General features: G+C 62.7%; 16 protein-coding genes. 15 read left to right on the top strand and 1 reads right to left on the bottom strand.

Annotation, left to right across the window (positions count from 1 at the left end; translation table 11 throughout):
* Positions 1–69: 69 nt before the first annotated feature.
* From B0G75_RS23420 to B0G75_RS23430, 3 genes are all read left to right on the top strand, one after another.
* Entirely contained in the window at positions 70–1,395 is a 1,326-nt protein-coding gene (locus B0G75_RS23420) for a C4-dicarboxylate transporter DctA (protein ID WP_106311048.1), read from the top strand.
* Positions 1,396–1,510: 115 nt separating this feature from the next.
* A complete protein-coding gene (alc, locus tag B0G75_RS23425) occupies positions 1,511–2,521 on the top strand; it encodes an allantoicase (RefSeq protein ID WP_106311051.1) in 1,011 nt (336 codons plus the stop codon).
* A 13-nt stretch (positions 2,522–2,534) separates the two neighbouring features.
* The gene (locus B0G75_RS23430) at positions 2,535–3,047 is read left to right on the top strand and encodes an ureidoglycolate lyase (protein ID WP_106311375.1); all 513 of its coding nucleotides are present in this window, start codon (positions 2,535–2,537) and stop codon (positions 3,045–3,047) included.
* 117 nt (positions 3,048–3,164) lie between these two features.
* On the opposite strand, the gene fur is transcribed toward B0G75_RS23430, so the two are convergent.
* The gene (fur, locus tag B0G75_RS23435) at positions 3,165–3,593 is read right to left on the bottom strand and encodes a ferric iron uptake transcriptional regulator (RefSeq protein WP_012434340.1); all 429 of its coding nucleotides are present in this window, start codon (positions 3,591–3,593) and stop codon (positions 3,165–3,167) included.
* 158 nt (positions 3,594–3,751) lie between these two features.
* On the opposite strand from fur, the gene B0G75_RS23440 reads away from it, so the two are divergent.
* From B0G75_RS23440 to B0G75_RS23500, 12 genes are all read left to right on the top strand, one after another.
* Positions 3,752–4,582 (top strand): outer membrane protein assembly factor BamE, encoded by an 831-nt coding sequence (locus B0G75_RS23440; RefSeq protein WP_012434339.1) that lies wholly within the window; start codon positions 3,752–3,754, stop codon positions 4,580–4,582.
* Between the two features lie 165 nt (positions 4,583–4,747).
* On the top strand, positions 4,748–5,545 hold the full coding sequence (gene dapB, locus B0G75_RS23445) for a 4-hydroxy-tetrahydrodipicolinate reductase (protein ID WP_106311054.1): 798 nt from the start codon (positions 4,748–4,750) through the stop codon (positions 5,543–5,545).
* 77 nt (positions 5,546–5,622) lie between these two features.
* Complete coding sequence (locus B0G75_RS23450; RefSeq protein WP_106311057.1) at positions 5,623–6,339, top strand: MotA/TolQ/ExbB proton channel family protein; 717 nt, start codon at positions 5,623–5,625, stop codon at positions 6,337–6,339.
* Between the two features lie 25 nt (positions 6,340–6,364).
* Complete coding sequence (locus B0G75_RS23455; protein WP_106311060.1) at positions 6,365–6,796, top strand: biopolymer transporter ExbD; 432 nt, start codon at positions 6,365–6,367, stop codon at positions 6,794–6,796.
* Positions 6,797–7,120: 324 nt separating this feature from the next.
* The gene (gene leuS, locus B0G75_RS23465) at positions 7,121–9,712 is read left to right on the top strand and encodes a leucine--tRNA ligase (protein ID WP_106311067.1); all 2,592 of its coding nucleotides are present in this window, start codon (positions 7,121–7,123) and stop codon (positions 9,710–9,712) included.
* Between the two features lie 91 nt (positions 9,713–9,803).
* Positions 9,804–10,355, top strand: a complete 552-nt coding sequence (gene lptE, locus B0G75_RS23470; RefSeq protein ID WP_106311070.1) for an LPS assembly lipoprotein LptE — start codon at positions 9,804–9,806, stop codon at positions 10,353–10,355.
* A 54-nt stretch (positions 10,356–10,409) separates the two neighbouring features.
* Positions 10,410–11,531: a DNA polymerase III subunit delta gene (holA, locus tag B0G75_RS23475; RefSeq protein ID WP_106311073.1), complete on the top strand. Its 1,122-nt coding sequence runs from the start codon at positions 10,410–10,412 to the stop codon at positions 11,529–11,531.
* A 232-nt stretch (positions 11,532–11,763) separates the two neighbouring features.
* Positions 11,764–13,035 carry a glutamate-5-semialdehyde dehydrogenase gene (locus B0G75_RS23480; RefSeq protein ID WP_106311076.1) on the top strand — a complete coding sequence of 424 codons (1,272 nt, stop codon included), beginning with the start codon at positions 11,764–11,766 and terminating at the stop codon, positions 13,033–13,035.
* A 15-nt stretch (positions 13,036–13,050) separates the two neighbouring features.
* The gene (locus B0G75_RS23485; protein ID WP_012434331.1) at positions 13,051–13,467 is read left to right on the top strand and encodes a CopD family protein; all 417 of its coding nucleotides are present in this window, start codon (positions 13,051–13,053) and stop codon (positions 13,465–13,467) included.
* A 406-nt stretch (positions 13,468–13,873) separates the two neighbouring features.
* Positions 13,874–14,323: a hypothetical protein gene (locus B0G75_RS23490; protein WP_106311079.1), complete on the top strand. Its 450-nt coding sequence runs from the start codon at positions 13,874–13,876 to the stop codon at positions 14,321–14,323.
* Between the two features lie 869 nt (positions 14,324–15,192).
* Entirely contained in the window at positions 15,193–15,567 is a 375-nt protein-coding gene (locus B0G75_RS23495) for an ESPR-type extended signal peptide-containing protein (RefSeq protein ID WP_106311082.1), read from the top strand.
* The gene (locus B0G75_RS23500) at positions 15,519–17,309 is read left to right on the top strand and encodes a peptide transporter (protein WP_181309332.1); all 1,791 of its coding nucleotides are present in this window, start codon (positions 15,519–15,521) and stop codon (positions 17,307–17,309) included. The genes B0G75_RS23495 and B0G75_RS23500 overlap by 49 nt, the downstream gene beginning before the upstream one ends.

The raw sequence follows: 17,309 nt of genomic DNA on the forward strand, positions 1-17,309 counted from the left end.
CTACTATTCGAGATAACAGTACTGGTCGGACCAGTCTGAACAGATGTGAATCGTAACCAGGAGGAAGCCGTGTTGAAATTTTTCAATTCGCTGTTTGGCCGGGTCGTCATAGCGCTGGTGGCGGGCATCGTGGTCGGCGCCGTTTTTCCGCATTTCGCCCAATCGCTGCGCCCGCTCGGCGACGGCTTTCTCAAGCTGATCAAGATGGTGATCGGGCCCATCGTCTTTTGCGTGGTGGTCAGCGGCATGGCGCATGCCGGCGACTTGCGCAAGGTGGGGCGCGTCGGTCTGAAGGCCGTGATCTACTTCGAGGTGATGACGACGATCGCGCTCGTAATCGGCGCGGTCCTGGCGTACGTCACGCGTCCGGGCGTCGGCATGAACATCGATCTGCACTCGCTGGATCCGGCCTCGCTCTCGACCTACACCGAGCACGCGAAGAGCCTCAAGGATACCGCCGGCTTTCTGCTGAAGATCATCCCCGATACGGCGATCAACGCGTTCGCCACCGGCGACATTCTGCAAATCCTGGTGTTTTCGGTGCTGTTCGGCTCGGCGCTGTCGCTACTCGGCAATAAGGCGCAACGCGTGAGCAGCCTGATCGACGAACTGTCGCAAGTGTTTTTCCGCGTGATGGGCTTCATCATCAAGCTCGCGCCGCTGGGCGTGCTCGGCGCGATCGCGTTCACCACCGGCACGTACGGCGTCGAGTCGCTCAAGCAGCTCGGCATGCTGGTGCTCGTGTTCTATCTGAGCTGCATCGTGTTCGTGGTCGTCGTGCTGGGCGTCGTCATGCGGCTCGCCGGCTTCAGCGTCTTCAAACTGATTCGGTACCTGCGCGAAGAGCTGTCGATCGTGCTCGGCACCGCTTCGTCGGATGCCGTGTTGCCGCAGATCATGCGCAAGCTCGAATGGATGGGCGTCAAGGATTCGACCGTCGGGCTCGTTATCCCAACCGGCTACTCGTTCAATCTCGATGGCTTCTCCATCTATCTCACGCTGGCCGTCATTTTCATCGCGCAGGCCACCAATACGCCGTTGTCGGTGCATGACCTGATCGTGGTGGTGCTGGTGTCGCTGGTGACGTCGAAGGGCGCGCACGGCATTCCCGGCTCGGCGATCGTGATTCTGGCTGCCACGTTGTCCGCGATTCCGGCGATCCCCGTACTCGGCCTCGTGCTGATCCTGCCGGTCGACTGGTTCGTCGGCATTGCCCGCGCGCTGACCAACCTGATCGGCAACTGCGTGGCGACGGTGGTGGTCGCCGTGTGGGAAAACGATATCGACCGGGCGCGCGCCCACCGCGTGCTGAATCGCGACGCGGCGTTACGTTACGTCCCGGCCGGCGAAGATGCCGAACCCGGTGCCGCCGGCGAGCACGCTCCGGCTGTCTGATCCTGAGAAACCTCATTAGAAACCGCGCGCCGTTGCAGCGCGCTCCCAGCGCCGGCAGATCCGAAGAATGCCGGCTCTCCCTCACTTTTTCGCTGCCTGACCGAGACTAGAGACTATGGCTAATCCGATCCTCGACCCCAACGCTCCCGCTTTCACGCGCCGCTACATGAACCTCGCCGACCCGCGTCTGGGCGCGAAGGCGCTCTTCGCCAGCGACGAATTCTTCGCGCCGAAAGAACGCATGCTGGAGCCGCAGCCGGCGGTGTTCATCCCCGGCAAATACGACGACCACGGCAAGTGGATGGACGGCTGGGAAACCCGCCGCAAACGCACCACCGGCCACGACTACTGTGTGATCCGCCTCGCGCACCCGGGCGTCGTGCATGGCGTGGATCTCGATACGAGCCACTTCACCGGCAACTTCCCACCGGCGGCGTCGATCGACGCCTGCTACGCGGACGGCGACGTGCCACCGGATAACGCCGACTGGCAAACCCTCGTGCCGGCCACCACACTGCAGGGCAACCAGCACCACTACGTCGACGTGAGCGACGCGCGCGCTTTCACGCATTTGCGCGTGAATCTGTATCCGGACGGCGGCCTCGCGCGCTTGCGCGTGTACGGCCAGCCCAAGCGCGATTGGGAGCGCGTGGAGCGCGGCACGCTGCTGGATCTGGCGGCGATCGAGAACGGCGCGTATCTGGTTGCGGCGAACAACCAGCACTTCGGGCCGGCCTCGCAGATGCTGATGCCGGGCCGCGGCGTCAACATGGGCGACGGCTGGGAAACCCGGCGCCGTCGCGAGCCGGGCAACGACTGGGCGATCGTCGCGTTGGCGCGGCCGGGCGTGATCCGCAAGATCGAAGTGGATACGGCGCACTTCAAGGGCAACTTCCCGGACCGCTGTTCGCTGCAAGCCGCGTCGGTGACCGGCGGCACGGACGATTCGCTCATCACGCAGGCAATGTTCTGGCCGGTGCTGCTCGATGAACAGAAACTGCAGATGGACCACGTCCACACCTTCGCGGACAACCTCGCTGCGCTGGGCCCGGTTACGCACGTTCGTTTCAATATCTTTCCTGACGGCGGCGTGTCGCGCCTGCGCCTGTGGGGCGAAATCGCATAGCGGAGTGGCGTCGATGAAGGCATTGCAGATGGAACGCCTCACGCGCGCGGCCTTCGCGCCGTTCGGCGACGTGATCGAACTGGACGGCGCGCGGCATTTCGCCATCAACGGCGGCACGACCGAGCGCTATCACGACCTGGCTAGCGTCGACGTGACGGAGAACGGCGGCCGGCCGCTGATCAACCTGTTCCGCGCGCAGCCGCGCGCGCTGCCGGTCGAGATCACGATGATGGAGCGGCATCCGCTCGGCAGCCAGGCTTTCATTCCCTTAACTGCGGGGCGTTATCTGGTGGTAGTCGCGCCGGCCGGCGAGTTCGATCCGGCGCAGATGCGTGCCTTCTGGACCGACGCGTGGCAGGGCGTGAACTACGCGAAAGGCGTCTGGCATCACCCGTTGCTCGCGCTCGATCGGGTGAGCGATTTCGTGGTGGTCGATCGTGGCGGCGAGCAGCCTAATTGCGACGAATTGTCATTGGCGGAGCCGTGGCGGCTGACGTTCGAAGCCGGCGCTGAGTTGGTGGAATAGGTCGCAACCGCTGCCGCAAAAACACCGCCGCGGATGCAAAAAGACCCGGCCGATTCGCATCGGCCGGGTCCTTTTTTTGCCCGCCTGACCGCGCACCCCAGCGCGGCCGACACCGCGTTAATGCTTGCGATGCGGGCAGTTTTCCTTGGTGCAGGCGCCGTACAGCGCCAAAGCGTGTTCCTGCAGCTTGAAGCCGCGTTCCTTCGCGATGGACTGCTGACGGCTCTCGATCTCCGAGTCGAAAAATTCTTCGACGAGTCCGCAATCGAGGCACACGAGGTGGTCGTGGTGCGACCCTTCGTTCAGTTCGAACACCGCCTTACCCGACTCGAAATTGCTGCGCGAGAGCAGGCCCGCCTGCTCGAATTGCGTCAGCACGCGATACACGGTTGCAAGACCGATATCGAGTTCTTCGTGCAGCAGGTTGCGATACACGTCTTCGGCCGTCAGGTGGCGCACCGGGCTGTGCTGGAAAATCTCAAGGATTTTGAGGCGCGGAAGGGTCGCCTTGAGCCCGATATTCTTGAGATCGGTTGGATTGGTCATGACAAGGGATCCCTAGAGTACAATGCTGGGCTCTCATAGTAATGTGTTTTTGCCGTTCTGGTCATCTTCGATGGAATGAAACTCGCGCGGCTCGTCAGCGGGCCCGCACGGTGAGTGAAATGATTTCAAAATCTCAATTGATCTACCGGGGGAGCCGCATGCGGGGTACCTTGATCGCTGTTGCGACTGTCGCGGTTCTTGCCGGATGTTCCACTTACGACAGCCTGACGCAGCGTATTGCCCAAAGCATCACGCCGTACCGCATTACAGTGGTGCAAGGCAATTTCGTCTCGAAAGAAGCGGCTGCACAGATGCAGGTCGGCTTGTCCCGCGCGCAGGTCAAACAACTGCTCGGCACGCCGCTCCTGACCGACATGTTCCACGCGGATCGCTGGGACTACGTGTTCTATTTCAAGCGCGGCTCGACTAGCGTCGTGCAGCAGCGCGACTTTGTAGTCATGTTCGCGGGCGACCGCGTCGCCAGCTGGTCGGGTGGCGAAGATCTGCCGTCCAACCTCGAGTTGCTGGCTGAAATCGACGGCGACAAGCTGGGCAAGAAGAAGGCCGCAGCGGCCGTGGCAAGTGGTGCGAGCGCGGCAAGCGCGCCGGAGGCCGTTGCCGCGCCGGCTACGCCGGACACCACGCGTTCGCCAACCGTTGCCGGCGCTGCCGCAGCAGGCGTTCCGTCCACGGACGCCAACGCCGAAGCCGCGCAAGCCGCCAATCGTGCGACCAATGCCGTGCAGTTGTCGCCCAATGTGCGCCCGAGCGTGCCGAGCGCGCCGACCGCCAACGGCGGCGGCATTCCGCAGCAAAGCCCGACCGCCGCGGGTCAGCCGCAGTTCCAGTTCCACCGTCCGCCGCCGCCGCAAAATCCGGGTACGGACAACAGCAATCCGGTTGGACCGACGGGCCCGCAAAGCAGCAACGGCGGCCCGACGCACAACGCGCCGCTGACCTCTACTCCGGCTTCGGGAACGGGCGGCTAATCTCGCTGTCCGTGTGTTAAGACGGGCGCTGCGCGCGGGCAACCGCACCGTGCAAAGCGTCGGTCCGGTTCTTCGTTTTTTCAGTCATGCGCGGCGCCCGGGTGTGCTGCCCGCCGCCGCTTTTGCCCGCCTTTGCCGGGTTTTGCCTTTCGAACCCTCGTAGCCATGAAAATTGCCATTGCTGGCGCATCGGGCCGTATGGGCCGCATGCTCATCGAAACAGTCCTCAACGATTCCGACGCCACGTTGTCCGGCGCGCTCGACCGCGCGGGCTCCCCGCAACTCGGTCAGGACGCCGGCGCATTTCTGGGCAAACAGACGGGCGTCGTGCTGACCGACGACGTCGAGCGCGTGTTCGCCGGATCCGATTACCTGATCGACTTCACGCGGCCCGAAGGCACGCTGATGCATCTCGAAGCGGCCCAGCGTCACAACGTGAAAATGGTGATCGGCACGACCGGCTTCGACAACGAGCAGAAGGCGCAACTGCGCGCCGCGGCGGACAAGATCGCCATCATGTTCTCGGCGAACATGAGCGTGGGCGTGAACGTCACGCTGAAGCTGCTCGAATTCGCGGCCAAGCATTTCGCGACCGGCTACGACATTGAAATCATCGAGGCGCATCATCGTCACAAGGTCGACGCGCCGTCCGGCACAGCGCTGGTCATGGGCGAGGTGATCGCCAACGCGCTCGGCCGCAATCTCGACGACTGCGCGGTCTACAGCCGCGAAGGCGTGACCGGCGAACGCGACCCGTCCACGATCGGTTTTTCGGCGATTCGCGGTGGCGACATTGTCGGCGACCATACGGTGCTGTTCGCGGGCGTCGGCGAGCGCATCGAAATCACGCACAAATCGGCGAGCCGTCTGTCGTACGCGCAAGGCGCGCTTCGTGCTGTGCGTTTCCTCGAAGGCCACGCAACCGGGCTCTTCGACATGCAGGACGTGCTCGGCCTGCGTTGAGCGTGTCCTGAGCGAACCGACGGGGCATCGCGCCCCGTGTTCGCGCCCCTGAAATCACAACTCCACGGCGAGGTCAGATGGCAGGCAGCAGCGGCATCATCCATTACCTGCAAACCAGCGATGCCATCACGCATGGCGTCGCGTACGTGCTGCTGGCCATGTCGATTGCGAGCTGGTGCTTTCTGATCGTCAAGAGCTGGGTTCTTACGCGTGCCAAGCGCCAGGCCACGAGCGCCATTGCGCTGTTCTGGCAGGCGCCGACGCTATCCGAAGGCGTCGCGGCGTTAAAGCGCGCGGACCGCGAGCGCGTCTTCACGCCGCTGGCCGAAGCGGCGCTGCATGCGTCTGAAGTGGACATTCCGGGCGCGCTGCTCGCTCGTGTCGACCGCGGCGAGCGGGTGCTGCGGGCGCTGCGTCAGGCGCTCAGCGCGTCGCAGCGGCGGCTCGAATTCGGTCAGGTGTTGCTGGCGTCGGTGGGCAGCACCGCGCCGTTCGTCGGCCTGCTCGGCACCGTGTGGGGCATTTATCACGCGCTCGGCAGCATCGCGGCGAGCGGTCAGGCGCAGATCGAAAACGTCGCCGGACCGGTGGGCGAGGCGCTCATCATGACCGCCTTCGGCCTCGTGGTGGCGATTCCGGCCGTGCTTGCCTACAACGTGCTCGGGCGGATGGTGCGGCAGTTGTCGGAGGAACTCGACGGCTTCGCGCACGACCTGCACGCCTACGTGTGCGCGCCGGCGGAGCAGGGCCATGCGCAGGCGCCGGCGCGGGCCCAGCAGGCCCCGACCCACTAAGCGCGCTCGGGCGGAAGGAGGCGATATGGCATTCGGCGGACTCGAGAAAAAGCAGACGGCCGCGCCCATGGCCGAGATCAACATGACGCCGCTGATCGACGTCATGCTGGTGCTGCTGGTGATTTTTATCATTACCGCGCCTTTATTCACGCACGCGATTCGGCTCGATTTGCCGAAAGTGGCGGCCGCGCCCGCGCGCCAGACGCCGCAAACCATTTCCCTTTCCATCGACGCCGCCGGCAAGCTCTATTGGGACGGCAGCGCGATCATGCTCGAGCAGATGCGCGCGCGTTTCGCGCAAGCGGGCAAGCAGAGCGACCAGCCGGAAATCCAGCTGCGCGCCGAGCGCTCCACGCGCTACGAGGTGATCGCGCAGGTGATGGGCGCGGCGCAGCAGGCCGGTCTCGAGCGGATCGGTTTCGTGACGGATCCGCCTCCGCCGGCTGCAAAGCCGTAGCAGCGCCGAAATCTTCGGAGCGGGCGGCTAGTGTGGCCGTTGCGCTTCCGCGTCGCGTGCGAGTTGCTTTCGCACCGCGCGACGCAAACACTTTCCGAGCCGAGCCGAGCCGAGCCGAGCCGAGCCGAGCCGAGCCGAGCCGAGCCGAGCCAAGCCAAGCCGAGCCGGTTCCCCGCCGTCGCATGCAGCACGCCGCGCGGCGGACCCGTCCGCGGACGGTATAATCAGCCCTTTCCCCAGCCGACGGGGAAACGACGCCATTTCATCCAGCAGAGCACCAAAGCGGCCGGTGCGAAAGCACCGACCCAGCGACTCCATCACACCATGCACGAAAAATACGTTCCCTCCGACGTCGAATCCGCCGCGCAAGGGCAATGGCGCGCCATCGACGCGTACAAGTCGACGGAAACCACCGACAAGCCCAAGTTCTATTGCGTCTCGATGCTGCCGTACCCGTCGGGCAAGCTGCACATGGGTCACGTGCGCAACTACACGATCAACGACGTGATGTACCGCTATCTGCGGATGAACGGCTACAACGTGCTGATGCCGATGGGTTGGGACGCGTTCGGCATGCCGGCGGAAAACGCCGCAATGGCCAACAATGTGCCGCCGGCCAAGTGGACCTACGACAACATCGCTTACATGAAGAAGCAGATGCAGTCCATGGGCCTCGCGATCGACTGGTCGCGCGAAGTCGCAACGTGCAGCCCGGACTACTACAAGTGGAATCAGTGGCTGTTCCTGAAGATGCTGGAAAAGGGCATCGCGTACAAGAAAACCGGCACCGTCAACTGGGATCCGGTCGATCAGACCGTGCTCGCCAACGAGCAGGTGATCGACGGCCGCGGCTGGCGCTCGGGCGCGCTCGTCGAAAAGCGCGAAATCCCGATGTACTACATGCGCATCACGCAGTACGCGGACGAACTGCTGAACGACCTCGAAGGCCTCGGGTGGCCCGAGCGCGTCAAGATCATGCAGCAGAACTGGATCGGCAAGAGCTTCGGCGTGAACTTCGGCTTCCCGTACGAGATCGACGGCGAACAGAAGCTGCTGCGCGTGTTCACCACGCGCGCCGACACGATCATGGGCGTCACGTTCTGCGCAATCGCCGCCGAGCATCCGCTCGCCACGCGTCTCGCGAAAGACAAGCCGGAATTACAGGCCTTCATCGAGGAATGCAAGCGCGGCGGCGTGGCTGAAGCCGACGTCGCGACCATGGAAAAGAAGGGCATGGCGACCGGCTTCTACGTCACGCATCCGCTGACGCAGGAACAGGTCGAAGTGTGGATCGGCAACTACGTGCTGATGAGCTACGGCGAAGGCGCCGTGATGGGCGTGCCGGCGCACGACGAGCGCGACTTCGCGTTCGTGAAGAAATACGGGCTGCCGATCAAGCAGGTAGTCGCTGTTGAGGGCAAGGAATACTCGACCGATGTCTGGCAAGAATGGTACGCCGACAAGAACGGCACGCTGATCAACAGTGGTAAATACGACGGCCTTGGCTACGAAGCAGCGGTGGACCAGATCGCCGCGGACCTGAAAGAACTCGGCCTCGGCGACAAGCAGATCACGTGGCGTCTGCGTGACTGGGGCGTGTCGCGCCAGCGTTACTGGGGCACGCCGATTCCGATCATCCACTGCCCGACTTGCGGCGACGTGCCGGTGCCGGAAAAAGACCTGCCGGTGGTGCTGCCGGAAGACCTCGTGCCGGACGGCACGGGCAATCCGCTCGCCAAGTCCGAAGCGTTCGTGAATTGCACCTGCCCGACCTGCGGCGGCGCGGCCAAACGCGAAACCGACACGATGGACACGTTCGTCGATTCGTCGTGGTACTTCTACCGCTATGCGTCGCCGGATGCGAAGACCATGGTCGACGAGCGCACCGACTATTGGGCGCCGATGGATCAGTACATCGGCGGGATCGAGCACGCCATTCTTCACCTCTTGTACTCGCGTTTCTGGGCGAAGGTGATGCGTGACATGGGCCTCGTCAAATTCAGCGAGCCGGCCAGGAACCTGCTCACGCAGGGTATGGTGCTCAACGAAACGTATTACCGCGAAAACGAAGCGGGCAAAAAGACCTGGTACAACCCGGCCGACGTGACCGTTTCGTTCGACGACAAGGGCCGCCCGGTCGGCGCAGTCCTGAATGAGGACGGTCAGCCCGTGGTGCTCGGCGGCGTCGAGAAGATGTCGAAGTCGAAGAACAACGGCGTCGATCCGCAATTGCTGATCGATCAGCACGGCGCGGACACCGCGCGTCTGTTCGTGATGTTCGCCGCACCGCCCGAGCAGTCGCTCGAATGGTCAGGCTCGGGTGTGGAAGGCGCGAGCCGCTTCCTGCGCCGCGTGTGGAGCTTCAGCCAGGCGAACGAAGCTGCGTTGCGCGAAGGCGGCACGTTCGACGCCGCGCAACTCAGCGACGTCGAGAAGACGCTGCGCCGCGAGATCTACAGCGTGCTGAAGCAGGCCGACTTCGATTACCAGCGTCTGCAGTACAACACCGTGGTATCGGCCGCCATGAAGATGCTCAACGCGCTCGACAGCGCGAAGGGCGCCCGCCCGGCGGTGCTGCGCGAAGCCCACAGCGTGCTGCTGCGCGTGCTGTATCCGGTCGTGCCGCATCTCACGTTCCAGTTGTGGCAGGAACTCGGTTACGCCGACGAACTCGGCTCGCTGCTCGACGCGCCGTGGCCGAAGGTCGACGAGAAAGCGCTGGAGCAGTCCGAAATCGAACTCGTGCTGCAGGTGAACGGCAAGGTGCGCGGCGCGATCACGGTGGCGAAAGAAGCCTCGCGCGAAGCGATCGAACAGCTCGCGGCCGCACATGAGATGGTCGCGAAGTTCAGCGAAGGCAAGGCGCCGAAGAAGATCGTCGTGGTGCCGGGTCGCCTCGTAAACGTGGTCGTGTGAGCTTCGACGAAGACATGACAGCAGGCAGGACGCCGCCGCGCATGGCGGCGCTTGTCCGCGCTGCGGAATCTACTGCGAACCAGGAGCCAATGTGACTCGCAGATCGTTTTTGACGCTGGCTTGCAGCGTATTGATGTTGACCGCTTGCGGCTTCCAGTTGCGCGGCCAGCAGGACTACGCATTCAAACGCCTCTATATCTCCGGCGGTTCCGCGGCGGCGGGCGCGCGCTTGGCGCGTATCGTGGAAGGCGGCAGCGACACGGTGGTGGTCACGTCGGTCGCGAATGCCGACGCCACGTTGCAGATCACCGAAGGCCGCGGCATCGGCACGCTGACGCTGAATTCGCTGGGTGTGGTCGAAGAGTATCAATTGAATCTCAACATGAACTATTCGCTGACGGCCAAGGACGGCACGCTGCTGATTCCGCCGAGCGTGATCGCGTTGAACCGCGCGATGACCTATAGCGATCAGTTCTCGCAAGCGAAAGCCTCCGAAAGCAACATCCTCTTCGACGACATGGAAAAAGACGCGATCGACCAGCTCACGCGCCGTCTGGCCGTCGTGCGCTCGATGCATCCGGCGCCGGGCGAGGAAGTGCCGTCGGTCGCGCCGCGCGCGCCGTTGCCGCCACCGCCGCTGTGAGCGTCGTGCTTCGTTCAATGTGCCGCACCCGTTCAACCTCGCCGACCGGTAGCCATGCAACTGCGACTTGACGCGCTCGAAGCGCATCTCGCCAAGGGACTCGCCGGACTGTACGTCGTGTACGGCGACGAGCACCTGCTCGCGCAGGAAGCGTGCGACCGCATTCGCGCCACGGCGCGCGCGGCAGGCTTCACCGATCGTTCGGTGTTCACGGTGGAGCGCGGTTTCGACTGGAGTTCGCTGCTGGGCGCGAGCCAGTCGATGTCGCTGTTCGGCGACCGGCAACTGGTCGAGTTGCGCATTCCATCGGGCAAGCCCGGCAAGGAAGGCGCGGACGCGCTGAAAGCGCTCGCGGCTGCCGTCAATGACGACGTGCTCACCATGATCACGCTGCCGCGGCTCGACGCGGCCACGCAGAAGTCGGCGTGGTTTACGGCTTTGTCCGATGCGGGCGTCGCGTTGAAGATCGATCCGGTGGAGCGCGCGCAGTTGCCGAATTGGGTTGGGCAGCGGCTCGCCGCGCAGGGCCAGCGAGTCGCCGCAGGCGAAGAAGGGCGGCGCGCGCTGGCGTTCATCGCCGAGCGCGTGGAAGGCAATCTGCTCGCCGCGCATCAGGAAATTCAGAAGCTCGGGCTGCTGTATCCGGCGGGTTCGCTGAGCTTCGAACAGGTTCAGGACGCCGTGCTCAACGTCGCCCGTTACGATGTTTTCAAGCTGAACGAAGCGATGCTGGCGGGCGACGTCGGCCGCTTGTCGCGCATGCTCGACGGCTTGCGTGGCGAAGGCGAGGCCGCGGTGCTGGTGCTGTGGGCCGTGGTCGAAGAAGTGCGCACGCTGCTGCGGATCAAGCGCGGCGTCGCGGCCGGCAAGCCGCTTGCAATGCTGGTGCGCGAGAATCGCGTGTGGGGTCCGCGTGAGCGGCTGATCGGCCCGGCGTTGTCGCGCGTGAGCGAAGGCGCGCTGGAAAAGGCGCTTGCGCTGGCGGCGCGGCTCGATCGCCAGGTGAAGGGGTTGTCGGGCGGAACGCCGGGCAATCATCGCAATGATCCGCCGCCTGATCCGTGGGACGGGTTGTTTGAACTCGCCATGACGGTGGCTTCGCCGAAAACGGCGCCGGTGCCGCCGCCACGACCTCCAAGCGGCGCGGCAGCGGCGCCGGTGCGAAGGCCTGTCTGAACCATAGCGGCTAGCGCTCGAATGCCTGCGCGGAGAGCGCGGAGCCGCTGACTCTAGCGCCGCGAGTCGCACTCAATTGAGCGACATTCGGCAGTCGACGGCTCAGGGTACTGAATGCCACCGGCACTGCCGCCGCAAGCAAAGCGCCTGCACCCGACTTACAATCGCTTGATCTTTCGCTAATTCTGCCTGTCCGCCGTGCTTAGGCGCGCGCGGCATCACGAGACTCACCATGGATATCGACCAGTACATGACCGACCTCGGCCGCCGCGCCCGCCAAGCTTCACGGGCGATGGCACGGGCGTCGACGGCGGCGAAGAACGCCGCGCTCGCGGCTGTTGCGCAGGGTATCGAACGCGATGCCGCGCTGCTGAAGGAAGCCAACGCGCGCGACGTCGCGCGGGCTCGCGAGAAAGGCCACGACGCAGCATTCATCGACCGTCTGACGCTGTCGGACAAAGCGCTGAAAACGATGGTCGAAGGTTTGCGGCAAGTCGCCGCGCTGGCCGATCCGATCGGCGAGATCAGCAATCTGAAGTACCGGCCGAGCGGCATTCAGGTTGGCCAGATGCGCGTGCCGTTGGGCGTGATCGGCATCATCTACGAATCGCGTCCGAACGTGACGATCGACGCCGCCGCGCTGTGCCTGAAGTCGGGCAACGCGACGATTCTGCGCGGCGGTTCCGAAGCGCTCGAATGCAATACGGCGCTTGCGAAGCTGATCGGCGAAGGATTGGAAAAAGCGGGCTTGCCGCAGGAAGCCGTGCAGGTGGTCGCCACGTCCGATCGCGCAGCGGTGGGCAAGCTGATCACCATGACGGAATACGTCGATGTGATCGTGCCGCGCGGCGGCAAGAGCCTGATCGAGCGCTTGATGAACGAAGCGCGCGTGCCGATGATCAAGCACCTCGACGGCATCTGCCATGTGTACGTGGACGACCGCGCGGATCTGGCCAAGGCGCTGACCGTCTGCGACAACGCCAAGACGCACCGCTACGGCACCTGCAACACGATGGAAACGCTGCTGGTCGCGCGCGGCATTGCAGCGGAAGTGCTGCCGCCGTTGGGCAAGCTGTATCGCGACAAGCAAGTCGAACTGCGCGTGGATGCGGCGGCGCGCGCGGTGCTGGCGGACGCGGGCGTGGGACCGCTCGTCGATGCCACCGAGGAAGACTGGCGCACTGAATATCTCGCGCCGGTGCTGGCGATCAAGGTGGTCGAGAACCTCGATGCCGCGATCGATCACATCAACACGTACAGCTCGCAGCACACCGACGCGATCGTCACGGAAGACCACGATCGCGCCATGCGCTTCCTGCGCGAAGTGGATTCGGCGAGCGTGATGGTCAACGCATCGACCCGTTTCGCGGATGGTTTCGAATTCGGGCTGGGCGCGGAAATCGGCATCTCGAATGACAAGCTGCATGCGCGTGGGCCGGTGGGACTGGAAGGGCTGACGTCGCTCAAGTACGTCGTGCTGGGCCACGGCGAAGGCCGTCAATAAACAAGAGGAACGCTGATGCTTTGGGTAAAGACGTTTCACATCGTTCTGATTGCTTCATGGTTCGCCGGCCTGTTCTATTTGCCGCGCATCTTCGTCAATCTGGCGATGGAAACGGAACCCGCGGCGACGGCGCGTCTATTGACGATGGCGCGCAAGCTGTTCCGCTTCATGACGTTCATCGCGGTGCCCGCGCTGGCTTGCGGGCTTTGGTTGTGGCTGGTGATCGGGATCGGGCGCGGGCAGGGATGGATTCACGCAAAGGTCGGCGTGGTGGTGCTGCTTTTGATTTACCACGCTTATTGCGGTGTGCTGCTGCGGACCTTCGAGCGGGGGGAGAATCGTCGCTCGGATAAGTGGTATCGGATGTTTAATGAACTGCCGGTGCTGGGGATGTTGGCGGCGGTGGCGTTGGTGGTGATTAAGCCGTTTTAGGACGGGGTTTTGATTTTGTAGAAGGGCGGTTTGCCGGGTTCGGCAAACCGCCCTTTTTTATGGGCGGCGCTGAGGCGCGATGCGGCGTCCTACGCCGAATGGCTGGTTCGCTTGCCAGCCTATATTGGGACGGCCGCTGCACGCGCGGGCTGATTTATAATTTCCGAACCACTGGCACCAACCGGTGGTCGGGTTTGACAGCCCGCGCTTGAAACCGCACACCCGCCCAGGCGGGTCGTGCGTCTATCTCTGCACGTCTGTATTTTCTATGGGCGGGCTGTGGTGGAGGAGCCGCAAGGCTCGCCGGATTGTTTCAAGCCCGGTCTGTCAACTTCGCTACATGCCCGCTCACCCTCCTTGCAAGCGAGTGTCGGGCGATCCAGGTAAGTTTTAGGGAGATCGCACCATGAGCAAGTCCAACAAAAAGCAACCCGCCTCACGTCCGCCAGTCGATGCCTTGCAGTACGAAAAACTCGCCATGTCGGCATTCGGTTCGTGCGAACGACAACTGACTCAACTTAATCGACTGGCCACACTTGCGACCTCGATATATAGGAATCCTGCACTGACGAACCACGAACGACGCAGTCGACAAGTGCTGCTCGAGTTGCTGGTTGAAACGTGCGAGGAGTACGAGCGGGAAGTGGAATGCGACCGCGAGCTGTATCAAGTGATCGCGCTCGATGCGCGTGGGATTGCTCATCGCCGGATTACGGCAAGTGCTGCGGCGAAACTTCTTGCGGAAGCGGGGAAGGAAACCAAGAAGGACGATGCGAGCGTTTCACGAAGCGTGACAGCGACGCCCACGCCCGCACGGAGTCCGGCCGATGCAGCTGTTGCTGCGACTGCGCACTGAGAGGGACTACAACATGGTTAAGCAAGTTTCCACGCCTCGCTGAAGTCGCCAACGCCGCTGCTCAACAATGCTCCACTACAGCACGGCGCTTGCGAAGTTGATTGGTGAAGGGCGGTAAGCAACTGGCCTGCCGCAAACGCCTATGCAACTGATGGCCGCACCGGTTCGTGCGGCCGTCGGCAATCTGATCACAATGACCAAATTCGTCTACGCGATCGCGACGCGCTGCCCTTAGAGGGGCGGCTCCTCCTTCTCGCAACCCGCTGGACACTCCTGGTTAAGCGGGTTCGCATCCAGTTATCTCAATCCGGATCGGCCGATGTAACGTCGATCGCCGGACGGCAGAAATGCGCGGCGCGCATTGCGTCGCCGCGTTTGCGCGCTCCACGCAGATTCACCGATTTGACTTGCGTTAATCGCAGCCCGCACGCCGATCTTTAATCTAAAGAGCGATTAATCGCTTCTTCGATTAAGACTTTTCCGACGCATCGCGCAATAGTTTCGCCACAAATGTCCGACGCCTAGCAGGTGCGAACGCTGACACTTCACGAATTGAAGTTCAGCATATTCCTATTGCTCGCGCGTCTTGCGTAACGGACGTCTACAGCTGTTCATCTCTCGACTGCCGACAGCGCTGTCGCCAATGACAGTTGCACAAACAATCTGCACTCAATCTCTCGTCTCCTTTGTCTGAAATACCCACGCATGTTTTGAGCGGGTTTTAGTCCTTGTCTGATTCTGTCTGTTGCTCTCGTCTCATATTCTGCAAATCGAACACTAGCAAAGCACGACGGCTCTAGCCACGCTTCGCTCGATGTCGGGCCGCAAACGTGGCTGTCGTGTTTTTAATTTTTTTACCGTGAGTATTCATGAACAAGAATCGATTTCGCCGGGTATTTAGCAAACGTCTCGGCATGCTGGTCGCTGTCGCAGAGAATGTAGCGAGTCAAGGCAAACAAGCCGGCGAGAGCGCCGCAGCAGGCGTAACCGGCCGCGAACTGGGCGTCATTTCGACAATGACCACCACGGCACTCGCGCTGATGGTATTTCATCCTTCCCTGAGCCAGGCGCAGTCGCTTCCGACCAACGGTCAGGTGATGTCGGGTCAAGCAAGCATCTCGCAAACCAATCCGAACACGATGACCATCAATCAGGGTACGCAGCGTACCGCCGTGAACATGAGAAGGCGGGCCGCATGCTGCTGGAACTGCTCAACAAGATCGATCAGAACTACGGCGTATTGATGGATGTCGATACGTGGGCACAGTCGGGCGAAGCGCATAACATCATGGACGACCACCTGCTCGCACGCATCACGTCTGCGATCACTGCGCTGGCCACCGATCCGAAATTCACGATCTCGGATGTCGGTATCAAGCGTCTGATGCTGTTCCAGCGCTGGCTCGCCGCGATGTTCTCGGCAAGCCCCTTCCGCAACGCGGACCACATTCTGCGTTCGCTGGGCATGGATGAAGAAGCGCGCAATGCGATCGAGCTTCGCAACAACGAATTCCGCAAGTTCCAGTTGTTCTACCTGCCAGAGTCCGAAGTGCGCGTCGACTGGGACATTCTGTGGAAAGCCGACAAGGTAATGGCCGCAAGCATGGCGACGACGATCATGTCTTCGCGCTTCCTCGGCACGCCGTCCGCGCATCAGAAGCGCGAAATGCTGCTGCGCTGGTTGCTCGAACGGCTGGCGGAAATCGAAAACATCGACACGCTGCCGATGGGCGTCCTGCACGACATGTACATGCATTGCAGCTACGCGGACCTGCCGGGCAAGCACGACATCAAGAAGCCGATCAACACGCTGATCCGCCGCAAGCTCGCGAGCCTCGACATTCAGGATGTACAGCGCGCTGCCGCTCCGGTTGCCGCCGGCGAAAAGCCGGTGGTCATCGTGGTGCTGGAATGGTTCTCGAAGAACCACTCGATCTACCGCACGCACTCGCAAACAATGGTTGCGATGCGCGACAAGTTTCACCTCGTGGGTATGGGCTACAACGGCCGCGTGGACGATGCGGGCAAGGCCGTCTTCCATGAGTTCATTCCGCTCGAAGGCGCGAACCTGTGGGAAACCGCCCGGCAAGTGCGGGAGACGAGCGAAGCACGCCAGGCGCAGATGATGTACATGCCGAGCGTCGGCATGTTCCCGATCACGATGGTGCTTGCCTGCCTGCGCGTTGCTCCGATGCAGTTGATGGCGCTTGGCCACCCCGCCACGACGCACGGCCATGCAATGGACTATGTGGTGGTCGAAGAGGACTACGTCGGCGACGAAGCCTGTTTCAGCGAGAAGTTGCTGAAGCTGCCGTCGGACGGCATGCCGTATCGTGCGCCCGCCGCACTGCTCGAGTTGAATCTGCCGGAGAAAGCGCCCTCGGACGGCGTCGTGAAGATCGCCATCGCCGGTACGACGATCAAGCAGAATCCGGGCTTCCTCAATACGTGCGCCCAGATTGCGCGCGAATCGAAGGTGCCGGTGAAGTTCCACTTCCTGATGGGCCAGGCGAACGGGCTGATCTATCCGCAAGTTCGCAATCTCATTCGACGTCTGATGGGCGACGCGGCTGTCGTGCACAAGCATCAGAACTACGCGGGTTATATGAAGGTGATCGCGGGTTGCGATCTGTTCCTGAACCCGTTCCCGTTCGGCAATACGAATGGCATCGTCGATACGGTGTGGGCAGGTCTCGTCGGCGTGTGCAAGACCGGCCGCGAAGTGCATGAGCATATCGACGAAGGCATGTTCCGTCGTCTCGGCTTCCCCGAGTGGATGGTCACGAAGACGAATGACGAGTACAAGGCTGCGGCACTGCGTCTGATCGAGAACGCTCAAGAGCGTAACGATCTCTCGGCGATGCTGGCCGGTCCTCAGGCCATCGAAAAGCTGATCTTCGCGGGACGTCCGGAAATTCTCGGCGAGCGCATGCAGGCGCTGTGGCAAGAGCAGATCGACGTAGCAACGTCGCCAGCGGCTGCGTGA

The organism is Paraburkholderia sp. BL18I3N2, from assembly GCF_003001875.1.
GTDB lineage: Bacteria > Pseudomonadota > Gammaproteobacteria > Burkholderiales > Burkholderiaceae > Paraburkholderia > Paraburkholderia phytofirmans.

What these genes read in the sequence shown, in the direction of transcription:
- alc (WP_106311051.1), top strand. Translation starts at nt 1,511, where the DNA reads ATGGCTAATCCGATCCTCGACCCCAACGCTCCCGCTTTCACGCGCCGC.
- B0G75_RS23430 (WP_106311375.1), top strand. Translation starts at nt 2,535, where the DNA reads ATGAAGGCATTGCAGATGGAACGCCTCACGCGCGCGGCCTTCGCGCCG.
- fur (WP_012434340.1), bottom strand. Translation starts at nt 3,593, where the DNA reads ATGACCAATCCAACCGATCTCAAGAATATCGGGCTCAAGGCGACCCTT.
- B0G75_RS23440 (WP_012434339.1), top strand. Translation starts at nt 3,752, where the DNA reads ATGCGGGGTACCTTGATCGCTGTTGCGACTGTCGCGGTTCTTGCCGGA.
- dapB (WP_106311054.1), top strand. Translation starts at nt 4,748, where the DNA reads ATGAAAATTGCCATTGCTGGCGCATCGGGCCGTATGGGCCGCATGCTC.
- B0G75_RS23450 (WP_106311057.1), top strand. Translation starts at nt 5,623, where the DNA reads ATGGCAGGCAGCAGCGGCATCATCCATTACCTGCAAACCAGCGATGCC.
- B0G75_RS23455 (WP_106311060.1), top strand. Translation starts at nt 6,365, where the DNA reads ATGGCATTCGGCGGACTCGAGAAAAAGCAGACGGCCGCGCCCATGGCC.
- leuS (WP_106311067.1), top strand. Translation starts at nt 7,121, where the DNA reads ATGCACGAAAAATACGTTCCCTCCGACGTCGAATCCGCCGCGCAAGGG.
- holA (WP_106311073.1), top strand. Translation starts at nt 10,410, where the DNA reads ATGCAACTGCGACTTGACGCGCTCGAAGCGCATCTCGCCAAGGGACTC.
- B0G75_RS23480 (WP_106311076.1), top strand. Translation starts at nt 11,764, where the DNA reads ATGGATATCGACCAGTACATGACCGACCTCGGCCGCCGCGCCCGCCAA.
- B0G75_RS23485 (WP_012434331.1), top strand. Translation starts at nt 13,051, where the DNA reads ATGCTTTGGGTAAAGACGTTTCACATCGTTCTGATTGCTTCATGGTTC.
- B0G75_RS23490 (WP_106311079.1), top strand. Translation starts at nt 13,874, where the DNA reads ATGAGCAAGTCCAACAAAAAGCAACCCGCCTCACGTCCGCCAGTCGAT.
- B0G75_RS23495 (WP_106311082.1), top strand. Translation starts at nt 15,193, where the DNA reads ATGAACAAGAATCGATTTCGCCGGGTATTTAGCAAACGTCTCGGCATG.
- B0G75_RS23500 (WP_181309332.1), top strand. Translation starts at nt 15,519, where the DNA reads ATGCTGCTGGAACTGCTCAACAAGATCGATCAGAACTACGGCGTATTG.